This window comes from Paracerasibacillus soli (assembly GCF_042432965.1).
Taxonomy (GTDB): domain Bacteria; phylum Bacillota; class Bacilli; order Bacillales; family Amphibacillaceae; genus Paracerasibacillus; species Paracerasibacillus soli.
Genome location: NZ_JBHLWL010000002.1, coordinates 1 through 22,470, shown reverse-complemented (window position 1 = coordinate 22,470; position 22,470 = coordinate 1). Strand labels below are relative to the sequence as shown.

Genomic DNA, 22,470 nt, shown 5'->3' with positions numbered 1-22,470 from the left:
TTGTTATCTCTTCTAACAAATTCTTTCTTTTCTAACGTGATGGACTTCAGCTAAGTAGTCGGTTTTGCAATTCCATTTCTACCACTGTATCTATTGAGATTCGGAAATAAGTCATCTTTTTGATTTGCATTTTCTACTAAATCATTTTTGGGAAAACCATCATTGAAGTACTTATAAATCAAGTCCTTCTTTGGCGGTTCACGTTTGATGATGATGCCTATAGTCCCATCCACCTCGTATTTTTTCCTAACTTGTGCAACTGATATTCGCATTTTAACTGCGATTGTTTTGGCTAGGCTAGTTCGATGATAGTGTTTAAACCGGTTCATTTGATTTGCGACATTATCTGCCATCCGGTAGTAATTATACAAGCCTCTCACTTCCGTAGCATAAATGCTAATAATCTCTGCTATATCAAGGTTTGTTAAATCTCTTCGGTGAACTGCCTTACCATTACGTATATATTTTTCAAGTTTCTTTGAGATTAATCCTTTTGGTACCATTAGCCTCGGTATACCATTGACCGCTCTCGAGATGCGTCCATTTCCTCTTTTCGCTAGATATGTGTTGGCATCCTGAATATATATTTCGTATCCTAAGAACATAACGGGCTTTTTAAAGTTTGTGACAAGTGTTTTTTCTTCATTAAGCGTCAGTTTAAGTTTCGTAGCCAAAAATTCGGCTACTTCTTGTTTGATTTGCTCGGTTAATTCTTTACTACCGATAACACCGATAATAAAATCGTCTGCATATCTAACATATTTAACTCTCACAAATTCTGAATCCATTTCATCAAGTACTTTATGATTACGTTTTTCCATATCTAGTACCTTGTACTGATCAATCATAGAGTTTCGGTTTATATCATCAATTTCTAAGGTGTTGATTTTCCTTTTCAACTCTATCATTTGACGATTGACTTTGTTATATTCTGGATTCATCTTTCGCTTCTTCTTATTGGTTTCGTATTTCGGAATTAACACTTGTTCTACGAACTCGTCTAGCTTATTTAGATATATGTTTGCCAGAATCGGGCTTAAAATGCCACCTTGTGGCGTCCCAGAATATGTTTGACGGTAATCCCATTCATCCATATATCCCGCTTTTAACATACGTCTAATAAGTTCTAGGAACCTTCCATCATGTATTTGTTCATTCAGGATATTGATTAACGTACCGTGATCGATATTATGATAAAATCCTTTAATATCCCCCTCGATTACCCATTTTACACCAGTCCATTCTCTCTTAACTTGTTTAAGAGCAGTATGGCAACTTTTGTTAGGTCTAAAACTATGCGAGTTTTTACTGAATCTAGGTTCGTAAATGGCTTCAAGGATACTTTGGCTAACTTCTTGGACAATTATGTCATCGAAACTCGGAATTCCCAATGGCCGTTTTGTGCCATCGTTTTTTGGAATATATACTCGTCTAACTGGTTTGAAATGGTAACGTTCATGTCTCATCAATTCGATGACATCATTCACTTTTTTCATTCCAAATCCATCGATTGTTTCTTTATCAGTGCTTTTCTTCATGTTTCCATTTACATTCATCTTTCCATATGCTTGAAGGTAAAAGTCTGGGTTAAAGAAATTTCGATACAGTCGATCGAATTTATATTGTTTGTCAGTTTTTGATTTTCCCTCGATGATACGCAACACTTTTTCAGCCTTTTGCATTTCGCATACCTCCAAATGTTTCGTATCTACTTTAACCTGCTGTCCTTCGCCAGCACCCTTCATGACTGATTAGGTCGGGTGTCACCTATGCCTCCATATGTGTGTGGGCGGCTCTCCCGCTTCCGTTTTACGGCTATACCTGTTATTTCAGGTTCCTCAGACTACTATGACAGCTCCGTTCTCCGCTGTTGGATATTCAGGAATCACAGAGGTTTCGCTTTTAGGCGTAACATGTATTCCATAGTCTTTCAACATTCCGAGCGAAGAATCAAAGGTTCACGATAATAATCACTGGTTCTACGTAGGCTTCCCGTTCGATTCTTAAAACACTTATCGTGCTTCGGTGCTTAGGAGGATATTATTTTGACGAACAACCAATCAAAACAACTCAAGCACAATCTCATTTTAACTGCGAAGTATGAGATTCTCTGCGGTTCGAGCGAAGAATCTAGGATTAAGGCAGTATAGCTTTAGCCGTATAGAACTTAGACTTGCGGAACGAAGGTTTCTCGCAGTTTACTATCCTTCTTCCGCTTTTCCGACATGCTATTGTCCCCGGTGGTATTTCTCCATCCAAGTAAGTCGGCTGTCTAAAGGGATATTATCCTAATCCCTTACCTCATTAGGTAATGATTATTATGCTACCTTTCGCACTTGTTCCCCACATGGATTAGTCGCTACAACTTGATCACCATAAGCTTTTGCATTTGTCATGTCATTCGATAGTGATAGGTAAGGCTTTGAAGCTGTTCTCCACCTTTTCCCCCACTCCACACCGTACGTGAGAGTTTCCCCTCATACGGCGTTCCATCTAATCCTACTAAACCAAATTTCAACAAGTTACAAGCTTAATAATTATTTATCGAGTACATGCAAGTTTTTAATTACTTTTAAGTCACGATTGGTTCGTTTTTACACTTCTTACGTAATGCATTTATCTTCTCAATCAGTTTCGAATTCTGATTGAGTTTCCATTTAACAAGGTACTTATCAATTGTTTCCTTCTCGGACGCATGAACTAGTCTATGCATGTCTTCATGGATAATTTTGAGGTTATTATACTTATCCGTTCCACCTAGACTTCTAGGCTTTACATGGTGACAATGAACTTCATGTGCTTCCAGAAAGATACCAAGTATTTCACAGCATCCTTTCTTCATTGAGTAGCGAGAAAGTCTATTGTCTTGGTATTCGATTGATTGGTCTTGTATTTTGGATTGCATCAGTAACCTTATGTTATATTCAACAATTGATTGAAGTTTTTTGTGAATTAATTTTCTGCCTTCTTCTGTATAGATTGAGTGCTTAGGATTAAATTGTCTGGATTCAGCAAAGCTTGTAATCCCATTTACAGGAAAGAGATAAACACCTAATACCTTCCATGTTTTGAGACTACTGGAGTAATACTGATTGTAAACTTTACTAGCATCCGTTGGGTGTGAATATTTCCCTCCAACTTGATGTAATTTACTCCTAGCGTAAGGATGCACCTTGTGTGCTATGTCAGTGAAATCTGATGGAACCATACTTCCGTATTTAAAGTAATTTTGTATCCCCATTACATAAGCATTAAAGAGTCTTATGTTATTAATGGTCGTTTCTTTTCTTATTTTAAGGATGAGTTCCTTCATTTTCCTAATGACTTCAGCTTTCTTCTTATCAATCATATTTACCCTAACAAGATGTTTTTGTTTCTTCCTAACAGCCTTAATTTTAAATCCCAAGAAATCCGAGGACTTCTTTTTGAGATTTGTAATTTTAGATTTCTCAGGTGAGATATCTAATTTCAATCTATCCTTCAAGTATCCTGCCACTGCATGGAACCATTTGACTGCATTCTCATGACTATTCGTCATAATTTTGAAGTCATCTGCGTATCGAACGATAAAGCCAATCTTCATATTCGAATTCCGTTTCAACATTAAGTACTTCTTTACATTCTGAGAATACTTATGCTTCGTTTCAAAAGTTTCCCATTGATTACTTACCCACATATCTAGTTCATGAAGGACAATGTTAGAGAGTAAAGGCGAAAGTATTCCTCCTTGTGGAGTACCCTTGTTTGGAATTCCAACACCTTTTATCGGTGCTTTGAGCATTTTGCTTATGATTGCTAAAACTCTTCTATCATGAATGCCTAAATTCCACATTTGCTTCATGAGAACTCTGTGATTTACATTGTCGAAGAATCCCTTAATGTCGATATCTACAACGTAATGTAGTTGTGAGATATTAACTAAGAAATTCACTCTAGATAGGGCATGTTTTGTGCTTCGTAATGGTCTGAAACCATAACTGTGATTATAAAACTTAGCCTCACAGATAGGTTCAAGAATTTGTTTAAACATCTGTTGAATTAGCCTATCCAACATTGTTGGTATTCCTAAAGGTCTAAACTTGGTATTATCCATCCCCTTTGGAATTATTACTCTGCGCACTGCTTTAGGTTTGTAATCTTTGAGCGAAATTCGAATTAGATTGATGAATTCTTGCTTATTCATCGCTTTAAAGTTGTCAATCACATATTTATCCGTTCCAGCAGTTTTAGAACCTTTATTGGCTTTTATGTTTCTGTAAGCTAGTAGGATGTTTCTTTCATCTATGATTAGGTTAAACAGATTTTTGAAAAGATGTCCTTCCTCACTCTTGGCAAATAATTCATCAAAAACCTCTTGCATACCATAATACTCGTTGTGTCTTAGGCTCGTATTCGTTGCAGATCACCTGACTTTCTCAGTGATTCCCTGCATTCTTACCCGATCAGCGAATTTCACTTGCTTTGTTTGGTTTAATATATTGAATTAGACTTGGGTCTATCCCTCCACTTATTTTCATAAGCTTCTTCGGTACTGTGACCCTACTTTCGCAAGGATAAATGAATTTCAGATTTAGCATCCTTATATCAACCACTCGGATGATAGTCCTTGAATGAGTGTTCCTTGCTTACCACGTTCCAATAATTCCTAGCCATATGATTGAACTTAGGTGCTTGCTCTGAGCCTGAGATTACATAGTGTCTTTGTTCACTATATCGTGTTTCATGACAACGGGCTTACTCCACGACAATCTCGGTTAAACTGGTTAACCTTCCACCTTTTCAAGCGGTTTTCATTCTAGACCCTTTCATTCGCAAGTTCGTCAATCAGGTTGCTAATCTGACATTCTCACCATATTCACCTTTTTCGGCTGACCGCCCTATCTTCGAACATGACTCTAAGGGAGTTTTAGGTCAAATTCAGACGACTTTACCTAGCTTCATACACTTCATCACTATCATGATTCCATGCATGTAGGAGTCTCATCATAGTGGTTTCAGCTCAACGTGACGGCTTTCATTCCCACTATCGGAATTATCAGTTGTATTTAACATAACTTTCGTTTGTTAAACCCTCTATTTCATGCGTTTAAGCCGCACTTATAAGAGAACGTGTCGCACCGTTATCAATAAAAAAGATCCCTGGTTCTGCTGAATATGTTGCACAAATATTAATTAAATTCCAAAGTTCTTTTGCTCGAATACGTCTATATATTCTTATTGGATAACCCATTTCTTCCCATTTTCTGACATCACCGATTTTATGCCATTCATTATTATAATCTTCCATTTGTTCTGGTGTATAATTCTCTACATCAGGAAAGCGTAATTCATACCAATCATCGTTTTCCACAGCTACCATAAACTCTTTTGTTAAGCAAACCGAAATATTTGCTCCCGTTAAAAATTCTGCATTATGAACGGAATACGTACCACCTGCCTGTAATTTCTCTTCCGCTTCTCGAATAGCCTCTTTTGTAAAACCACCACTACCTGGAATAGATTTATAATTTAATATACCTTGGTATAAATCTAATTCAATATCATGAAGTGGTGTAAATTTTAATTTCTCTTTTGCTAACTTCTTAATTTGCTCGTCCTTCGTATTTTCAACAAGATAACGTAAAATACGCGGATTTTGCATCTTAGAGATAATAAACTCTATAATATCCGGATGAGAATCAACGAGCATAATCATTTGTGCTCCACGCCAATTGTTACTCGCTTTGTTAACAGCGGGTGTAGTCATTTCTGCTACACTCTCATGCTTTCACATGAGGTCAGACTATATCATCAAAGAATATAACACCATTCTTTGTCCCGTGCCCCATTACCACGTTGCCGTTAGTTATGGTTTACTTTTTCCTTTTCTCCTATAAAACTAACTTCATAATTATTTTTACGATACAAAGAGATTTAGGAAATTTCAATAGTCGTTGAACGTTTATCTTTATTTCTAAAGATACTTCGCTGCTGATTGCCCAATCTTTCTTCTTCTCAAGCCATCACGCTCATTGTCGCCAATCACGTTGTGGCGAAGAAAGCTCTTAGGGTGTTCCAGCAATTCACGAGATTTTAATCCCGCCATGGTATTAACGGGATCCACCTTGCTCTACTAAGTGAGTAAGTTTAGCAATATCATCTAACCAAGAGACTGATCCAGATGACTTTCCATTTACTCCTCTTGCTAAAGTGTTTCGCGGACGTAACGTAGAACCGTTTGTTCCGACGCCTCCCCCACGTGACATAATCTCCATGACTTGTTTGCGGTGATCACTAATACCCTCACGAGAATCTTTTATATAAGGCATCACATAGCAGTTAAAATAAGTTACATCGGTTTCTGCTCCAGCACCATATAAGACGCGTCCTGCCGGAACAAAATTCATTGAAGATAATTCTTCATAGAACTTCATAAACCATTCATTTTTTTTATCAGATGATTTTTCAACTTGTGATAAGCCAGTTGCATTACGTTTCGCTATTTGTTCGTAATATATTTCCAACGGCTTATCAATTACATCTAGCCCACGTTTTATTAGTCCAGTTTCTGCTTCTTCCCCATCTAGAACAGATAAAAACTCTTGTTCTACAGCTACTACCGCCTCACCTTTACGTGAATCAATTGATTGTATGTAGCCTAATCCACGCGCAGGAAATTTCGGATCTGCTTTTACTGTTAAAACAACGAAGTCGCCTTCTCTTAATGTTTTCTTTTCCGTGTCTTTAAATGCGTAACGATCTAACATGACAAGTCGAGATACCCCTTTATGTGTAATGTGCATCTCACTTGTGATTGGGTGTACTTGAGGAAAGCGCGCAATATCCTCATTAAGTCCCTCCACATTAATCGACCTACGACGTTCAACAAATGTCGCCATGCCAACACTCCTTCTAAAAATCTACAATTCTTTCTTACTATTTAAAAGTCATATTAAATTATAGTAGTCCTAAGTAGAAAAATCAATATATAGTACCCCTTGTTATTAAGTTTATCTATATATTGTGAACAAGGTTGTTTTGTCAAGCTTAATAAATAAACAAAAATGAGAGATTTCAGCAGATTTCCATCGTATATTTCATCTAAGGAACTAGATTTAGACATTTTGGTTAGTTGCTTTTTTATTTATTTTATAGTATTGAACAATAACGAAATTGTCTGTTTTTATAGCATTTAATGAAAAACCTTTGAAAAAATTACTCATCCAACATATAATTGAAAGTATCGAATAAAAAAACGGGGGATTATGTATGATATTTATTGTTATTCTACTCGTAGCACTATTTGCGATAGGAATGTTTCGTTATTTTCGACAACGTCAATATTTAAAAACATTAACCGAACAGCAATTTATTGAAGGATATAGAAAGGCACAGCTTATCGATGTTCGTGAACCACAAGAATTTAAAAATGGCCACATACTTGGTGCGAGAAATATTCCTTTAACACAAATGAAGCAACGACTCATCGAACTTAGAAAAGACAAACCTGTATACTTATATTGTCAAAGTGGCTCACGTTCAGCTAGAGCTGCACAATTGCTTCATAAGAAAGGTTATACGGATTTACAGCATTTAAAAGGTGGATTCAAAAAGTGGACAGGTAAAGTTAAAAAGTAGTTTGTTGCACAAAAAAGTAGAGGGAGAAATTTTACCCTCTACTTTTTTTATTTTATTTATCGTATCGTAACACAGGTTTTCTAGCGGCTAATGTTTCATCAAGACGTTTCACCACTGTATGATGTGGTGCCTCTTGTACAAGTTCCGGCTCATTTCTAACTTCTTCCGCTATTGTTAACATCGTGTCGATAAATCCATCCAATGTTTCTTTTGATTCAGTTTCAGTTGGTTCAATCATTAATGCTTCTTCCACATTAAGCGGGAAGTAAATGGTTGGTGGATGATACTCGTAATCCAATAGCCTTTTTGCAATATCAAGCGTACGAACACCTAATTTCTTTTGACGTCTCCCTGATAAAACAAACTCATGCTTACAATGTTGGGTATACGGTAAATCGTATTCCTTTTCAAGCTTTCTCATCATATAGTTTGCGTTTAACACAGCATATTCACTAACTTTTTTTAGTCCTTCAGCGCCCATCGTACGAATATACGTATATGCGCGTAAATAAATACCGAAGTTTCCATAATAAGGTTTTACTCTACCAATTGATTGTGGACGATCATAATTTAATGTATAGTAATCGTCTTTTTTAACAATTATCGGTTTTGGTAGGAAAGGATCTAATTCCTTCGTTACGCCAATTGGACCGGAACCTGGGCCACCGCCACCATGTGGGCCAGTAAATGTTTTGTGCAAATTCAGATGCACTACATCAAAACCCATATCACCTGGTCTAGCATATCCCATAATTGCATTTAAATTTGCACCATCATAGTAGAGACGACCACCTGCATCATGGACAACTTTTTTCATTTCCAAAATTTCGGTTTCAAATAATCCTAATGTATTAGGATTTGTTAACATTAAAGCGGCCGTATCATCACCTACAACACGTTTAAGGTCTTCAAGGTCCACTAAACCTTTCTCATTTGTCTTCACAGTAATCGAATCAAAACCTGCAACAGTTGCAGAAGCCGGATTCGTTCCATGCGCTGAATCAGGTACGATTACTTTTGTACGGTGAAAATCACCATTTGCTTCATGGAATGCACGAATCATCATTAACCCTGCCCATTCTCCATGCGCACCTGCGGCGGGTTGTAAAGAAATCTCATACATACCTGTAATTTCTTTTAAGGCAGTTTGCATATCATACATCATGCCAAGTGCACCTTGTACTGTCTTCGGATCTTGATATGGATGAATATGACTAAATCCTGGTAGTCTTGCCACGTCTTCGTTTATCTTTGGGTTATATTTCATCGTACATGATCCGAGTGGATAAAATCCTGAATCAACACCAAAATTACGATCTGAAAGCCCTGTATAATGGCGCATAATATCTAACTCACTTACTTCTGGTAAATCTGCTGGCACTTTTCTTACATATGCTTCCGAAAACTCTTCCGATAAATTTACTTCAGGAACATCTAACTCAGGTAAATTATAACTTGTTCTTCCCTCTTTACTGCGTTCAAAAATTAATGGAAAGTCCTTATTAGCCATGAATATCCCCCAATTCTTTTACAAAAGTATCAATTTCAGCTTTTGTACGAATTTCAGTAACTGCAATAAGCATATGATTTTGTAACTCAGGATAAGTTAAACCAAGATCATATCCCCCGATAATTCCCTTCTCAAATAACTGCTCGTTAATATTTGCTACGTTTTGATTGAATTTCACAACAATCTCATTGAAAAATGGATGATGGAATACGGTTTCAATGCCAATTTCAGTAAGTTTCTGTTTCATATAGCGGGCTTTTTTCATATTTAATTCTGCCATCTTCTTCAAACCATGTTTTCCAATCGAGCTCATCGCAACGGAACTTGCTAACGCGTTTAGCGCTTGATTTGAACAAATATTAGATGTTGCCTTATCCCGTCTAATATGTTGCTCTCTTGCCTGAAGCGTTAAAACAAATCCTCTTGCTCCGTCTTCATCCACTGTTTCCCCTACTAATCTACCAGGAACCTTTCTCATTAGCTTTTTTGTAGTGGCAAAGTAACCACAATGTGGTCCGCCGAATTGTGCAGGAATTCCAAACACTTGTGTATCTCCAACTACAATATCAGCACCGAAATCACCTGGTGGGGTTAGGTAACCTAATGCAAGTGGATTACTAGAAACAACCATCATCGTTTTTTGTTGTTCATCGATTAATTGTTTCAGCTCTTCCAATGGTTCAACTTGACCAAAAAAGTTGGGGTACTGTACAACAACACTCGCAACTGTATCGTCTAATTCATTTTTTAAAGCTTCCAAATTTGTTACGCCGTCTTTCATATCAATTTCAATAATTTCAATATGTTGACCTTTTGCATATGTTTGAATGACATCACGAGATTCAGGATGAACCGTTTTAGATACTAGGACTTTCTTACGACGCGTATGTCCGGCGCTGAGTGTCACCGCTTCCGCAAGTGCTGTCCCACCGTCATACATGGAAGAGTTTGCAATCGGCAATCCTGTTAATTCAGATATCATCGTCTGAAATTCAAAGATTGCTTGTAATTCCCCTTGTGAAATTTCAGGTTGATATGGTGTATAAGCTGTATAAAACTCCGAACGTGAAATAACATGATCGACTACAGAAGGAATAAAATGATCATACACTCCCGCACCTAAAAAAGAAGTATACTCAAGTAAGTTTGCATTTTTATTCGCCATTGTCATCAGTTCACGCTTTAATTCTACCTCACTCGTCGGCTTTTTTAAGTTTAGTTCCCCTTTAAAACGTACTTCTTTCGGTATATCTGAAAATAACTCTTCTGTGGACGAGACCCCGACAGTCTCTAACATTTGCTGTTTATCCGTCTCTGTCATTGGTAAATAACGAAATTCCATTGTAATACCTCCCCCTATTATTTACGATTTAAAAAAGGTGTTTTGATGACCACTGCCTTTAACTTTCTCTTTCTTACTTGGACGACAAGCTCTGTTCCAACTTCAGCATGTGCTGTTTCAATGAGTGCTAACCCTATATTTTTCTTTAAAGTCGGTGACTGTGTACCTGAAGTAACAAATCCAATTAATTTATCATCAACATAAACGTCATAACCAGTACGTGGAATCCCTTTATCAATCATTTCTATTGCAACTAATTTTCGTTTTGTACCATTTTCAACTTGTTCTTTTAAAACCTTTTTACCGATAAAATCACTATCTTTATTTACTTTTACTGCAAACTTTAAACCTGCTTCAATTGGTGAAATATCTTGTGATAATTCTTGACCATAAAGCGGTAAATTTGCTTCAAATCGCAGCGTGTCTCTTGCACCTAATCCAACTGGTTCTATTCCATCAGTTTCTCCAGCTCCTAATAATAGCGACCATAATTCAGGACCATGTTCTTGGTCAATATATATTTCAAAACCATCTTCCCCTGTGTAACCTGTACGAGAGACAAGCGCTTCTGTATCAAGCGTTTGAAAGCGTACATTTGTTTTAAATTGAAAAAATTTAATGTCTGTAATGTTTGTTTCTGTCACCGATTGTAATATTTTTTCAGCTAGCGGCCCTTGTAAAGCAAGTAAGGCATACTGGTTCGAGACGTCTTCTATCAATAAATCTTCTTTTTCATATGTATGATGTTCCATTAGCCACGCATAGTCTTTGTCGGTATTTGCCGCATTCACGACTAATAAGTAATGATGTTCTTTTAACATATATATTAAAAAGTCATCTACTACCCCACCATTTTCATAACACATAAATGTATAATGGGCCTTATTAGGTGCTAAATTACGTAAGTCATTGGTTGTCATCTTTTGTAGAAATTCAAAGCTTTTTGGACCTTTTACTTCGATTTCTCCCATATGGGATACATCAAAAAGACCAGCCTTTGTTCTTGTTATCTCATGTTCATGTTTAATGCTTGAAAATTGAACTGGTAGATCCCATCCCCCAAAATCAATTGTTTTTGCCCCATATTGTTCATATAAACGATAAATAGGGGTTCTTTTTAATTGACTCATTGACACACTCCTCCTGCTCCCTTGTTATTTATTCATAACACGAAAAATAGAGACTCCACCCTAGTTGATGAAAATCTCTGTCCTTTCACCTGAAAGTTGCACACGTCAGTTGAAACCGTATTCAAAATCCGTGTTTGCTTCGTTGGTGGTTTACATTTTTTTGTTTAAAAACCTTTGTCACGGGAATACTAAGAATTCACTTTGCCCGTATACTTGTAAACACTCTCCAGAGGTGCGTCATGCAAGAGTCTTTTTGCCTGAGAGATTCGCATACCGCTTGCTCCTTCGGCGTTACAAGTAAATGTAAGCTCTCCCCCTGCAATCATTCGCAATTAATGAATGATATTTAATTGGATATACTATGAAAAAGCATTGTAAGCATTGTGGAAGTCCTATTTATTAAGCACATTATACCATAAAGGTAAAATTATGAACATATAACTGCTAAACTCACGTTGAAAACATAGAGATAAAGGATGTCGTAAATGAAAAATATGAAAGTTTTATATGATAACAAATTTATGACAGGGCTTGAAGAGGCAATGAAACAAGATGGGCCATTCTCATCTTGGGAACTATTTTCTATGGCTTATGAGGCAGAATTAACAACCATGACATCTGATTTTAAAGGTTTTCTGTCGTTGAAATATTTACCACATATGGAATTTTTATCACATCAGATTAATGCAGCACAACAAGTCATTGAAAACATGAATGGTAGAGCTATTTTAGCGGATGAAGTAGGATTAGGTAAAACAATTGAAGCCGGTCTTATTTTAAAAGAATATATGGTGAGAGGCGTTGTAAAAAAAGCACTTTTACTAGTACCTGCATCCCTAGTTAATCAGTGGGTACAGGAATTAAATGAAAAGTTTCACATTCCAGCAATCGCTCATCGCAAAAATTACAGTTGGGAGCAACATAATATATTGGTTACTTCTTTGGATACAGCAAAAAAGTCACCACATCAAGAACAAATATTAGAGATAGATTATGATTTAGTATTAGTAGATGAAGCACATAAAATTAAAAATCACAAAACAAAAAACTATGAACTTGTCCGAGCTTTAAAAAAGAAATATTGCTTATTACTAACCGCAACTCCAGTACAAAATGAGTTAATTGAAATATTTAATCTAGTTTCCATATTAAAACCGGGCCATTTGGGAAGTTACGAAGCTTTTGTAAAACGATTCGGTAAAGATCGTAGTAAACTTAAGGAAAATGAATACTTGAAAAAACTTGTCAAAAAAGTAATGGTTCGACACACAAGGGAAAATACGAATATGAACCCAACAAAACGGCATATTGAAACCGTATGGGTTACATTTTCTAAAGAAGAAAAGTCATTTTATGAACAATTAGATACAGCAATAGGTTCAATTGCCACATTCGCAAAGTTAACGCTTCTACGTGAGATTTGTTCTTCTAGGGAAGCTTGCTATTTATCTATGAGTAAAATGGCAGAAAAGAACCCCGAGTTAAAGGATTCCTTTCACCCTTTTATCAAGCAAATTGAACAATTACCTGCTCATGCGAAAGCTGAACAAGTTGTGCGCTTAATTAACCAATTTCCTAATGAAAAAGTAATCATCTTTACAGAATACCGCGCTTCCCAATTATATTTACAATGGTATTTACAACAAAATGGCATTTCGTCCGTACCATATCGTGGTGGTTTTAATCGTGGAAAGAAGGATTGGATGCGTCAATTGTTTGAAAACCAAGTCCAAGTTCTCATCGCTACAGAAGCAGGTGGTGAAGGAATTAACCTGCAATTTTGTAACCGCATGATTAATTATGACTTGCCTTGGAATCCAATGCGCTTAGAACAAAGAATTGGCCGAATTCACCGTTTCGGTCAAGAAAAAGACGTGCATATATATAATTTTGCAATTAAAGATACAATCGAAGAGCATATTATGAAATTATTATACGAGAAGTTAGGATTATTTGAACAAGTGATTGGTCGTTTAGATAGCATTTTGGAAGTATTAAATATCACGGATATGGAACAAGAAATAGAGGCAATCATGAAAAGTTCAGCCTCGACTGGAGAAATAAAAATTAAATTAGATAACTTATCTTCCGTTATTCATCATACTGCTGAATTTGAACAAAAGGTAGGTGAACAATATGGCAATTTCTAATTTAAATCAATTTTTAGTGCAATATTTTCGTGCCCATCAATGTGATATCATCAAAAATGAAGATGGTGTACTCGTTATCCAATTAACAGAAGAAATGGATCGTACCTTAATGAATCGACCATTTTATTGGCATTACATGAAACAAATGGGACAAGCAGGAGAACCTATGCAGCTTACACTTGTAACAAACTTAAAAAAGGAGGTTGAAAAAGGAGAAAGGATTCATTTCGGAAGTCCACGCTTACAACAAATAATTAATCATTTAAAAGCGAAAGAAAGATTCACGAAATTATATGAACAGTTACCTGCTGTTAATAGAGTTGCCTTACATCCGTGGTTAGTTGTCAATATGAAACTTAGCTATATTGGACTTCAAAAAAAAGATGAGTTATTTTCAATTGGACTAAACCTTGTAAATGGTATGATGAAAACAGATATGATAGATCAATTAAAACATCTTCATTTACAGCCGGCTATACCCGATTTTTGTTATACCATTTCTCCACTCATTATGCCAGGTAGCGGTTTTAAACGAATTGAAAAAGTATTAACAACCTATATCGAGGAACAGGACCATTCCTGGGCAGAGGCCACACGAAAAGAGTTATTACAAGAAAAGGAACTACTACAGCAATTTTATGACGGTCAAGAAGATGAAGATAATCAATTTGAAAAAGAACTTACACAAATTATTGAAAGATATGAACCAAAAATAACCATGAACGTAACGAATGGTGGTATGTTTTATTTAGCACAATAAAAAATAATAATACAAAAATAAGCGGGTCTCAAAGTAACCCGCTAATTGTTCGTTTTCTTTACATAAGTTTTAATTGCTAAAGGGAGCACACCAAACCAACGATTCGTATATGCCATTGACACGCTTTTCACCTTTTTTCTTTTTTCTCGAGGCTTATTGAAATACGAAACAAACTCTTCTGTAATAAACTTTACATAGTCATTTCCAGACATGTAGCATCTCCTCCCTCATATAAGTTTAATTTTGACTATTGGAATGAAATTATACCTTTTATTTTCTTAATGATTTCTTCTTTACGATACTTCTCTGTATCGATTGTAAAATCGGCTATATTTTCATACAAAGGGATTCGTTTTTTATATAATTTCTTAGAATCTCCATTTACCCAAAGCGGACGCTCGTTATCATCTTTTAACCTATTTTGTATTTCCGTAAACGAAGTTCTTAAATATATAATAATGCCATTTTCCTTCATAAAAATCCTATTCTCACTTCTCTCAATAATTCCACCGCCTGTTGCAATAATCGGTACCTTTAATTGTTTTAGAACTACCGTTTCTTGTATCCTAAAATATGCTTCACCTTTATCTTTGAATATCATCGGTATCGATTTATTCAGTCTTTTTTCAATAACTTCATCCATATCTGCAAAATCTAATTGCAGTTCTCGACTTATTTTTTTACCTATTGTAGTTTTTCCACTTCCCATAAAACCTATCAAATAAATGCTTTTTGTCATTTTTCTCTCCCTTTTAAAAAAAGTTTAAAAATTAAGCAGGACTTTGTATGTTTGTGTCGAATAGAGTATAAAAGCAGCTCTTCCTATAAAGGTGGTGAAAATGATTGAACCCTGCCTTACATCTCTCTGAAGAAATACTTCTTGCAGCTTCAAACTTAAATGCATCAGACATCCATTTCTATCCGTTTTATTCTGAAACAAAAATATACTGTCGCATTAACGGAAAACGGATCTTCTTTCGTGCTATATCTAATGAAAAATATCAACTGTTGCTAACCCACTTCAAGTTTACATCAGGAATGGATATTGGCGAAACTAGAAAACCCCAAAATGGTTCCCGCACATTTAAAACAGCATTACAATCCTATTCCATTCGTTTATCAACATTACCAGTAAAGCACAGTGAAAGTTTAGCTATTCGGCTAATCCCGCTCTCTCAAAGCTCAACACTTGAAAAGCTTTTATTATTCCCTAGTCAAGTTAAGACTTTAAAAAAATGGATTGCAAATAGAGCTGGCATTCTATTACTAAGTGGACCTACCGGCAGCGGAAAAACGACAACACTTTATGCACTACTTCAAAAAATAATTACAGAGCAACCTTATCAAACCATTACGCTTGAAGATCCGATTGAGAAAAACTTAGATGGAATCATCCAAGTACAAATTAACGAAAGGGCTGGGATTACGTATCAAGCTGGTTTAAAAGCTGCATTAAGACACGACCCAGATATCATCATGGTTGGTGAGATTCGTGATCATTTTACTGCGCAGTTTGCATTTGAAGCTTCTCTTACAGGGCATTTAGTTTTAAGTACTGTTCATGCAAAAGACACGGTTGGCACAATCAATCGATTAAAAGATTTAGGCATCCAAACAACAGATTTAAAACAATCACTTCTTGGGGTCGCATCCATCCAACTTATTCCTATTACAATGCATGGAAAACAAAATATACGAAGAGCAGCTATATTAGAAATTTTAGATGGGAAGCGCCTCATAAGTGTACTACAAGGTAAAACATCGCAAATTCATGACTACACATCATTTTATCATTTACGAAAGAAGGCTTATGCTTATGGGTACTTTTTGGATGAAACAGAGCAAGGATAAGCCATTAAACCACGACCTACAACTACGCTTTCTACACCGGCTATCACGAATATTGGCAAATGGCTATCCACTTCTCGAAGCATTACAAACAATGCGTTGGGATAAAAAACTCTCTCCTGTTGCAATAACTATAGAAACTGCGTTAATGAACGGGGAAACAATTGACAAAGCATTTGAACAGGCGCATTTTCATCACTCAATCATATCGTTCTTATACTTTTCACAGATACACGGAAATTTATTATCCAGCATTGACAAAAGTATAGAGCTATTTGAAAACAAATTATACTACTCGAAAAAATTTAAACAACTATTGCGTTATCCCATTATTTTATTCACGCTATTTGTGACATTACTCTTTTTTATCAATAAGTATGTGTTTCCCTCATTTCTTGATATTTTCCAAGCGAATGCAAGCTCCACTTCCTTTATTCATTTGTTTATGACAACTATACAAATGAGTTCTCAACTATTGCTTGTTTTATTTATCATCGTTATCAGTTTCATTATCGCCTGGAGATATTTATCAAATAAAATCCCTATACAAAGGAAAATAAGTTTATACAAATCAATTCCAGTTCTACAATATTTTATGACTCTTTACACATCATTTTTGTTTACAACACAAATGAGTATGTTACTAAAATCCGGAATGGAACTACAAGATATTTTACGTGCTTTAACAAATCAAAGGAAATTGCCGATTATCGCTCATTATGCATCTCTTTTAACAAATGAGTTATCACATGGCAATCATATCAGTTATATTATCAGTCAGCTTCCCTTACTAGATAATCAACTAGTAGATATATTTCAAGAGAGTAAAAACATGTCAACATTACAGCAGGATTTATCGATATACGCAGACATATTACTTGAAGAATTCCATGATAAAATGATGAAATTCATCACACTATTTCAACCAATTTTCTTTATTATCATTGCGATCTTCATCGTAACGATTTATATGGCCATGATGTGGCCTATGTTTGAATTAATTAAAACTATATAGGAGTGAATGTTCATGTTTAAAAATAATCGAGGTTTCACCTTAATCGAGATGTTAATCGTCCTAATGATTATATCTGTATTAATCATCCTTATCGTCCCTAACTTAAGTGGCAGAACAAAAGAGGTTAATAGCAAAGGTTGTCAAGCACTTGTTTCTGTTGTACAAACACAGGTTGAGGCTTATGCACTCGACCACGGACAGCTTCCATCAGATCTTCAGCAACTAGCAGCAGAAAATTATATTTCTGAGGAACAATTCACATGTCCTAATAACAAAAATTTGGTATATGACAGTAGCTCTGGAAAAGTCTCTGCACCAAATTAGGAAAATGAAAAAGGTCTCTATAAAACAATATAACGGCTTCACATTAATTGAAACTATCATATGTCTAAGTATTTTGTCCATTATGCTACTGTTCACTATTCCAATCACATATACCACAATCGATAAACAAAAGGAAACCCAATTTCTCAACAACTTGCAATCAGACATCTTATTCCTACAAAATATGTCGATCAATAAACGAGGGCATGATATTCATGTCGAGTTTCTTTCTCATCATTATCTTATTTATACAGGATTATTTAATTTCCCAACTATGCGGCAATATCCTAATGGTTGGGAAGCTTTACCCCAAAGCATGCAAAAAATATCATTTACAAATGGGTATATAACACCTGCAGGCAGCGTGTTATTTCGTACATCAACAAAAGAAATAAGAGTCGTCTTTCCACTTGGGAAAGGAAGAGGATATATACGTGTGGAAGAATAAACAAGGCTATATTTTAATCGAAACGATGATAAGTTGCACCCTTTTATTTACATGTATCATGACGATTAGTCCCATTCTCTCATTATTAAATAAAGAAAGAATGTTATTAAGTGAGAGGATACATTATGTACACTACTTACACGATATGATACAACCATTATTGTTTGAAGGCATCACACCTAAAGATATGAGTATAGAGCTGGAAGACGCCTTTGTAACCTTTACGTACGAAGAAAATTTAATAAAAGGATGTGTGAATTGGAAGAATGCAAAAAGGGTCCAAGAAGAGATTTGCCTTTATGGGTATCCTGTACGATAACCGTGGATACTCGCTAGTTTCTTTACTAATGGCTATTACACTCCTATCGCTATTGTTCCCACTTATGGCACAAATTTTAAACATGACACGTACACATGAAGAATCCTTGTATGACATCACTTCTATCCATCAATTCTTTTATTTCCTGCAAGAGGAAATGAAAGATGCGCAAGATTTCCAAATTAGGGATCAAACACTCTATCTGACACTATATAACGATGATATTATATCCTTCCAACAACATCATCAAACGGTATCGAGAAAGTTAAATAATCAAGGTCACCTTATTTACTTACGCGATGTTGACTATCTTTCCTTTATACCACGGTCTTATGGCTTTCAAGTGATGATTAGAACAATAAAAGGAGATGAATATGAAAAAACAATGGTCCTCTATCCATAATCAAGCTGGTTTTTTTCTACCAACTGTTTTATTGGTCATAACAGTCGTGTTTATTATGATATCCGCTAGTATTATACGTTACAAAAATGAGCTACATGTTGCACATCAACTCATCAATTATGTAGAAATTGAAACATTATTTCAGATAAGCCTCACTGCATTTAAAAATGATTACTACAACCATTTATTAGACGAAAATAATCACATATATTATAACTTCCCAAATGGTCATGTAGCAGTAGATTGGAAAGAGCAGGAAGAATTTACACAAGTATTATTTATCATCACACCAGCAGGAAAAGATAGCTCGTCCTCTTTTACTTATCGGATACCTATTCAGAAGTCAGATATAGAAAATATTGACTAATATATGTCTTTTCATGTGTATACTTTTTGACAAATCATTGTAAATTAAAATTTCCTAAACATTATTTACTATAATGAAAGTAACAAACGTATTGGAGTGTTTATAATGGAAAAAACTTTAAGACTAACAAGTGTTTTAAGTGATCCTACTCGATTTAACGTATACCAATATATTGTGGAGCACCACAAAGAAGTAACAGTATCTGAAATTGCCAAAGAATTTAACATTCATCCAAATGTTGCCCGATTACACTTGTCCAAACTTGAAGATGTATACTTATTGCAATCTTACACACAAAAGACTGGAAAAGGCGGTAGACCTAGCCGGCTTTATTGCTTATCCGATCAAGTAATAGAACTAAATTTTCCACATCGGGATTATAAGTTATTATCAACTCTGGCTATTGACACACTCGTCGGCTTAGGTGACATCGGAAAAAAAGCGCTATACGAAACTGGTTATAATTACGGATTAAAAGTAATGGAACGTTACCATACACCGGCTACAACTGAATTAAACATGGACGAATGCTTACAAATTTTAAGTGATGCCGGCCGCATGCTTGGAATGTATCCATCCTTTACCTATGATGAAAAATCACATGTTGTTCATTTCACAGTCAATAATTGTCCTTTTAAAGAGGTAGCAGCCAAAAATCACGAGATAGTTTGTGAAATGCATCATAGTTTCTTTCAGGGTATATTTGAATCACTCTTTACGGATATTGAATTAATTACGGGTAATACTATGTTTAGTGGTTGTGAAAACTGTAGTTATACCGCAAAAATTTCTAACATATAACACGTTTTATTTACTTTATGAGCATCCTCGTATATAATTACAATGAAAAGGTTATCAAAGGAGGGGAAAGCATGGACCGAGTGTTTCGTATGCTTGCCTTTTGGACAGGAATATTTACTGTAATGTTTTATGTCGGTGACATGAAATCAGTTGCACTACTATTCCTTCTTCAAACAGCTTTTTTCCTTACAATAGGTTATTTAAAGCTTTCTGAGCGTATGTACATGTATTTGTTCGGAATCTATTGTACAGTATTTCTAATTGGATTCACATGGTACTCTGAATTTATTCTTGTACCGGGTTTTGGGCACTAATTTTTTAGATATCATACATAAGGTGCCATTGTTTCCAATTAAAAAGTTCCCACTTCATAGTGGGAACTTTTTAATTTATTTCGGATTACATATTGTTTAGGAATGTTATCACTATTGACATCATGTTTATATACCTTTATAGTAAGAATTGTAGCTTAACTTTTATCCCTAACCAACAAAAGCGAAGCACATCCCCCCAAGAGACTGATTTTATTCAGTCTCTTTTGCTTTATATTATCTAGCTGAAACAAATGGATTCTCGCGCTTTTCCTCCCCAATGGTTGTACTTGATCCATGTCCTGGATAAACAATATAATCGTCTTGTAGTATGTATAACTTTTCTTGGATACTTTCTACCAATTGACTATAATCCCCACCCGGCAAGTCAGTTCGACCTATACCACGTTGAAATAGCACATCACCAGAGACAACAAACTTGGCGTCCTCAAAAACAAAACTTGTACTTCCAGGTGAATGACCAGGTGTATGGAGGACATCAAATGAAAGTGTACCAATTTGATACCTACCAGGTTGTAATGTCTTTTCTGCTTCGTCTGTTATAATTGGTTTATTAAAATAAAAGAGTGATCGGTTTAAATTACCATCAGAGAGCCAATTCTTTTCTTTATCATGCAAATAAACATCTATTTGATAATACTTTCGGAGATAATCAACTGCTCCAATATGATCAAAATGAGCATGTGTTAGTAATATTGCATTTGGCTTTTTATCCAAAGATTCCAAGTATGTCATTACTTCCTTAGGGTCACCACCGGGATCAACAATTAAACATCCTTCTTGATTACTTATAACATAACAATTTGTACCCAATGGCCCTAGTTGAAAAGATTGTATTTGTATTTCCATTTTGCACTCCACCTCATTCACATCATTATTTGAATTAATTTTAAAAATAAGCACCCCTCGCATTGCATACCGCTTTCAATTCATAGTCGACCCAAACTGTTCAGTAGTAAAAACTTGTCTTTAAACTTAATTAGCTCGCTAACGTCGCTTCGGCAGAATACTTCGCTTTCCGCGGGCACGGCCTTGCCCCAACACTGGGGTATGCCGACGTTGGGCGCAAAGCCCGTATTTAGTCGGCCCTCCTTAAATTGTTTCCTGTGGGGTTTCCGACGCACAGGACATGCTAGCGCAGGCGTTACAACAGGACGTGGTGAACTTAGCCCTGGTTCGCGTTCATCTGGTGCTGTTCCCGCAGGACACTACGACAGCGAAGCATCGGACGATAAAATGCAATTTTTTTCGCATTTTAATGTGTAAAATCCGAATATCTAATTAATTAATGAGCAATAGATTTCACAATTTAAAATACAAATACTAGCGGAGAAAAAACACGGAGACTCGAAAAAGATAAAACGTCTTTTCCTCGTACGATGTCATGCTGACGAAGCGCTCCTTGTCCTGTGGGAGGTCGGCTAAAAGCGGTCACGTCCTGTGACCAATGCCGACACTAGAACGTCTTGTTCTTCGCCCGGCCTAGATGAGACCCCACAGTGCGTTAGCACGAGGTCGATGAAACCGTCACGTCCTGTGACTTCATCGACACTAGCACGTCCTGTGCGTCGGAGGCTCATCAGCCGCCCACGGAAAGCGTAGTGTTTTTCCGTAGCGGGAAACTTGCACATATTAGTTACGAGACAGTTTGGTTCTATTATATAATAACGACATTCTTTCGGAAAACAGTATAAAAGGATTTACCTCGACAAATAACAGTTTATCATATAAAATAATGTTTAGTAATTAGATACATACTATAATAGGTGACGAATGGAATTTATTATCCAAACGAACGATACATAAGTAAGGAGGATATGACGAAATGCAACATCTAGTACTAGCAACAATATTATTGCTTGTTGCACTGTTATCTGTAGTGTCATTATTTAGATCATTAAAAGTAAAAAATCTATTGGCTATTGCCTTTTCTGCTTTATCCGTAGCGTCATTTGGATTCTTCTCAGTTGCTACGATTATTGATGTTATTAAAAACTCATTGTAAAATCGAGTAGGAGGAGGTGACTAACCTCCGACCTCTCACACCACCGTACGTACGGTTCCGTATACGGCGGTTTCATTTAAGTCCAACGTAATGTTAGAT

At 35.9% G+C, this 22,470-nt stretch carries 21 protein-coding genes, 2 pseudogenes and 1 riboswitch; of the genes and pseudogenes, 13 read left to right on the top strand and 10 right to left on the bottom strand.

Features of this window, described 5'->3' with window-relative positions:
- Nucleotides 1-50: 50 nt before the first annotated feature.
- From ACFFIS_RS00500 to ACFFIS_RS00485, 4 genes and pseudogenes are all read right to left on the bottom strand, one after another.
- Complete coding sequence (locus ACFFIS_RS00500) at nucleotides 51-1,682, bottom strand: reverse transcriptase/maturase family protein (RefSeq protein WP_390185724.1); 1,632 nt, start codon at nucleotides 1,680-1,682, stop codon at nucleotides 51-53.
- A gap of 890 nt (nucleotides 1,683-2,572) precedes the next feature.
- Nucleotides 2,573-4,360, bottom strand: coding sequence for a group II intron reverse transcriptase/maturase (gene ltrA / locus ACFFIS_RS00495; protein WP_320379156.1), 1,788 nt, complete (start codon nucleotides 4,358-4,360; stop codon nucleotides 2,573-2,575).
- Nucleotides 4,361-5,119: 759 nt separating this feature from the next.
- Nucleotides 5,120-5,746, bottom strand: a pseudogene (locus ACFFIS_RS00490) (ribonucleotide reductase barrel domain-containing protein); the annotation flags it as partial.
- 346 nt (nucleotides 5,747-6,092) lie between these two features.
- Nucleotides 6,093-6,878, bottom strand: a pseudogene (locus ACFFIS_RS00485) (ribonucleotide reductase barrel domain-containing protein); the annotation flags it as partial.
- Between the two features lie 370 nt (nucleotides 6,879-7,248).
- Between ACFFIS_RS00485 and ACFFIS_RS00480 the strand changes: the two are divergent.
- The gene (locus ACFFIS_RS00480; RefSeq protein ID WP_320379157.1) at nucleotides 7,249-7,617 is read left to right on the top strand and encodes a rhodanese-like domain-containing protein; all 369 of its coding nucleotides are present in this window, start codon (nucleotides 7,249-7,251) and stop codon (nucleotides 7,615-7,617) included.
- A gap of 52 nt (nucleotides 7,618-7,669) precedes the next feature.
- On the opposite strand, the gene gcvPB is transcribed toward ACFFIS_RS00480, so the two are convergent.
- From gcvPB to gcvT, 3 genes are read right to left on the bottom strand one after another with little or no spacing between them, the layout of a single operon-like run.
- The gene (gene gcvPB, locus ACFFIS_RS00475) at nucleotides 7,670-9,127 is read right to left on the bottom strand and encodes an aminomethyl-transferring glycine dehydrogenase subunit GcvPB (protein WP_320379158.1); all 1,458 of its coding nucleotides are present in this window, start codon (nucleotides 9,125-9,127) and stop codon (nucleotides 7,670-7,672) included.
- On the bottom strand, nucleotides 9,120-10,469 hold the full coding sequence (gcvPA, locus tag ACFFIS_RS00470) for an aminomethyl-transferring glycine dehydrogenase subunit GcvPA (protein WP_390185721.1): 1,350 nt from the start codon (nucleotides 10,467-10,469) through the stop codon (nucleotides 9,120-9,122). The genes gcvPB and gcvPA overlap by 8 nt, the downstream gene beginning before the upstream one ends.
- Before the next feature lie 17 nt (nucleotides 10,470-10,486).
- Nucleotides 10,487-11,599, bottom strand: coding sequence for a glycine cleavage system aminomethyltransferase GcvT (gene gcvT / locus ACFFIS_RS00465; RefSeq protein ID WP_390185719.1), 1,113 nt, complete (start codon nucleotides 11,597-11,599; stop codon nucleotides 10,487-10,489).
- Between the two features lie 235 nt (nucleotides 11,600-11,834).
- Nucleotides 11,835-11,925, bottom strand: a riboswitch (glycine riboswitch).
- Nucleotides 11,926-12,084: 159 nt separating this feature from the next.
- Here gcvT and ACFFIS_RS00460 point away from each other — a divergent pair.
- Complete coding sequence (locus ACFFIS_RS00460; protein ID WP_320379159.1) at nucleotides 12,085-13,749, top strand: DEAD/DEAH box helicase; 1,665 nt, start codon at nucleotides 12,085-12,087, stop codon at nucleotides 13,747-13,749.
- Nucleotides 13,736-14,509, top strand: a complete 774-nt coding sequence (locus tag ACFFIS_RS00455; RefSeq protein WP_320379160.1) for a YqhG family protein — start codon at nucleotides 13,736-13,738, stop codon at nucleotides 14,507-14,509. Before ACFFIS_RS00460 ends, ACFFIS_RS00455 begins: the two co-directional genes overlap by 14 nt.
- A gap of 41 nt (nucleotides 14,510-14,550) precedes the next feature.
- Here ACFFIS_RS00455 and ACFFIS_RS00450 read toward each other — a convergent pair whose 3' ends face one another.
- Together ACFFIS_RS00450 and ACFFIS_RS00445 are read right to left on the bottom strand one after the other, a co-directional pair.
- Complete coding sequence (locus ACFFIS_RS00450; protein WP_320379161.1) at nucleotides 14,551-14,721, bottom strand: YqzE family protein; 171 nt, start codon at nucleotides 14,719-14,721, stop codon at nucleotides 14,551-14,553.
- A 35-nt stretch (nucleotides 14,722-14,756) separates the two neighbouring features.
- On the bottom strand, nucleotides 14,757-15,248 hold the full coding sequence (locus ACFFIS_RS00445; RefSeq protein WP_320379162.1) for a shikimate kinase: 492 nt from the start codon (nucleotides 15,246-15,248) through the stop codon (nucleotides 14,757-14,759).
- 104 nt (nucleotides 15,249-15,352) lie between these two features.
- Here ACFFIS_RS00445 and comGA point away from each other — a divergent pair, with 104 nt between their 5' ends.
- The 9 genes from comGA to ACFFIS_RS00400 all read left to right on the top strand — a co-directional run bounded on the left by comGA (nucleotide 15,353) and on the right by ACFFIS_RS00400 (nucleotide 20,348).
- On the top strand, nucleotides 15,353-16,360 hold the full coding sequence (gene comGA / locus ACFFIS_RS00440; protein ID WP_390185716.1) for a competence type IV pilus ATPase ComGA: 1,008 nt from the start codon (nucleotides 15,353-15,355) through the stop codon (nucleotides 16,358-16,360).
- Nucleotides 16,326-17,372 (top strand): competence type IV pilus assembly protein ComGB, encoded by a 1,047-nt coding sequence (comGB, locus tag ACFFIS_RS00435; protein WP_390185714.1) that lies wholly within the window; start codon nucleotides 16,326-16,328, stop codon nucleotides 17,370-17,372. The genes comGA and comGB overlap by 35 nt, the downstream gene beginning before the upstream one ends.
- A 6-nt stretch (nucleotides 17,373-17,378) precedes the next feature.
- Nucleotides 17,379-17,696 (top strand): competence type IV pilus major pilin ComGC, encoded by a 318-nt coding sequence (gene comGC / locus ACFFIS_RS00430; RefSeq protein ID WP_320379164.1) that lies wholly within the window; start codon nucleotides 17,379-17,381, stop codon nucleotides 17,694-17,696.
- Between the two features lie 4 nt (nucleotides 17,697-17,700).
- Nucleotides 17,701-18,144 (top strand): prepilin-type N-terminal cleavage/methylation domain-containing protein, encoded by a 444-nt coding sequence (locus ACFFIS_RS00425; protein ID WP_320379165.1) that lies wholly within the window; start codon nucleotides 17,701-17,703, stop codon nucleotides 18,142-18,144.
- A complete protein-coding gene (locus ACFFIS_RS00420) occupies nucleotides 18,131-18,463 on the top strand; it encodes a hypothetical protein (RefSeq protein WP_390185711.1) in 333 nt (110 codons plus the stop codon). The genes ACFFIS_RS00425 and ACFFIS_RS00420 overlap by 14 nt, the downstream gene beginning before the upstream one ends.
- Nucleotides 18,444-18,866, top strand: coding sequence for a competence type IV pilus minor pilin ComGF (locus ACFFIS_RS00415; RefSeq protein ID WP_390185709.1), 423 nt, complete (start codon nucleotides 18,444-18,446; stop codon nucleotides 18,864-18,866). Before ACFFIS_RS00420 ends, ACFFIS_RS00415 begins: the two co-directional genes overlap by 20 nt.
- Nucleotides 18,838-19,233, top strand: a complete 396-nt coding sequence (locus ACFFIS_RS00410) for a hypothetical protein (protein WP_320379167.1) — start codon at nucleotides 18,838-18,840, stop codon at nucleotides 19,231-19,233. The genes ACFFIS_RS00415 and ACFFIS_RS00410 overlap by 29 nt, the downstream gene beginning before the upstream one ends.
- A 105-nt stretch (nucleotides 19,234-19,338) precedes the next feature.
- Complete coding sequence (locus ACFFIS_RS00405; RefSeq protein WP_320379168.1) at nucleotides 19,339-20,034, top strand: helix-turn-helix transcriptional regulator; 696 nt, start codon at nucleotides 19,339-19,341, stop codon at nucleotides 20,032-20,034.
- Between the two features lie 71 nt (nucleotides 20,035-20,105).
- Nucleotides 20,106-20,348 carry a DUF2626 domain-containing protein gene (locus ACFFIS_RS00400; protein WP_320379169.1) on the top strand — a complete coding sequence of 81 codons (243 nt, stop codon included), beginning with the start codon at nucleotides 20,106-20,108 and terminating at the stop codon, nucleotides 20,346-20,348.
- 234 nt (nucleotides 20,349-20,582) lie between these two features.
- On the opposite strand, the gene ACFFIS_RS00395 is transcribed toward ACFFIS_RS00400, so the two are convergent.
- Complete coding sequence (locus ACFFIS_RS00395) at nucleotides 20,583-21,215, bottom strand: MBL fold metallo-hydrolase (protein WP_320379170.1); 633 nt, start codon at nucleotides 21,213-21,215, stop codon at nucleotides 20,583-20,585.
- A 976-nt stretch (nucleotides 21,216-22,191) separates the two neighbouring features.
- On the opposite strand from ACFFIS_RS00395, the gene ACFFIS_RS00390 reads away from it, so the two are divergent.
- Nucleotides 22,192-22,371, top strand: a complete 180-nt coding sequence (locus ACFFIS_RS00390; RefSeq protein ID WP_390185705.1) for a DUF2759 family protein — start codon at nucleotides 22,192-22,194, stop codon at nucleotides 22,369-22,371.
- The last annotated feature ends 99 nt before the right edge of the window (nucleotides 22,372-22,470 follow it).

Excerpts from the sequence above, each read along its gene's own strand:
- ACFFIS_RS00405 (WP_320379168.1), top strand. The coding sequence starts at position 19,339 with ATGGAAAAAACTTTAAGACTAACAAGTGTTTTAAGTGATCCTACTCGA.
- ACFFIS_RS00390 (WP_390185705.1), top strand. The coding sequence starts at position 22,192 with ATGCAACATCTAGTACTAGCAACAATATTATTGCTTGTTGCACTGTTA.
- ACFFIS_RS00395 (WP_320379170.1), bottom strand. The coding sequence starts at position 21,215 with ATGGAAATACAAATACAATCTTTTCAACTAGGGCCATTGGGTACAAAT.
- ACFFIS_RS00500 (WP_390185724.1), bottom strand. The coding sequence starts at position 1,682 with ATGCAAAAGGCTGAAAAAGTGTTGCGTATCATCGAGGGAAAATCAAAA.
- ACFFIS_RS00445 (WP_320379162.1), bottom strand. The coding sequence starts at position 15,248 with ATGACAAAAAGCATTTATTTGATAGGTTTTATGGGAAGTGGAAAAACT.
- ACFFIS_RS00455 (WP_320379160.1), top strand. The coding sequence starts at position 13,736 with ATGGCAATTTCTAATTTAAATCAATTTTTAGTGCAATATTTTCGTGCC.
- ACFFIS_RS00480 (WP_320379157.1), top strand. The coding sequence starts at position 7,249 with ATGATATTTATTGTTATTCTACTCGTAGCACTATTTGCGATAGGAATG.
- ACFFIS_RS00400 (WP_320379169.1), top strand. The coding sequence starts at position 20,106 with ATGGACCGAGTGTTTCGTATGCTTGCCTTTTGGACAGGAATATTTACT.
- gcvPB (WP_320379158.1), bottom strand. The coding sequence starts at position 9,127 with ATGGCTAATAAGGACTTTCCATTAATTTTTGAACGCAGTAAAGAGGGA.
- comGB (WP_390185714.1), top strand. The coding sequence starts at position 16,326 with ATGGGTACTTTTTGGATGAAACAGAGCAAGGATAAGCCATTAAACCAC.
- ltrA (WP_320379156.1), bottom strand. The coding sequence starts at position 4,360 with ATGCAAGAGGTTTTTGATGAATTATTTGCCAAGAGTGAGGAAGGACAT.
- ACFFIS_RS00415 (WP_390185709.1), top strand. The coding sequence starts at position 18,444 with ATGGGTATCCTGTACGATAACCGTGGATACTCGCTAGTTTCTTTACTA.
- ACFFIS_RS00410 (WP_320379167.1), top strand. The coding sequence starts at position 18,838 with ATGAAAAAACAATGGTCCTCTATCCATAATCAAGCTGGTTTTTTTCTA.
- ACFFIS_RS00425 (WP_320379165.1), top strand. The coding sequence starts at position 17,701 with ATGAAAAAGGTCTCTATAAAACAATATAACGGCTTCACATTAATTGAA.
- comGC (WP_320379164.1), top strand. The coding sequence starts at position 17,379 with ATGTTCATGTTTAAAAATAATCGAGGTTTCACCTTAATCGAGATGTTA.
- gcvT (WP_390185719.1), bottom strand. The coding sequence starts at position 11,599 with ATGAGTCAATTAAAAAGAACCCCTATTTATCGTTTATATGAACAATAT.
- gcvPA (WP_390185721.1), bottom strand. The coding sequence starts at position 10,469 with ATGGAATTTCGTTATTTACCAATGACAGAGACGGATAAACAGCAAATG.
- ACFFIS_RS00460 (WP_320379159.1), top strand. The coding sequence starts at position 12,085 with ATGAAAAATATGAAAGTTTTATATGATAACAAATTTATGACAGGGCTT.
- ACFFIS_RS00450 (WP_320379161.1), bottom strand. The coding sequence starts at position 14,721 with ATGTCTGGAAATGACTATGTAAAGTTTATTACAGAAGAGTTTGTTTCG.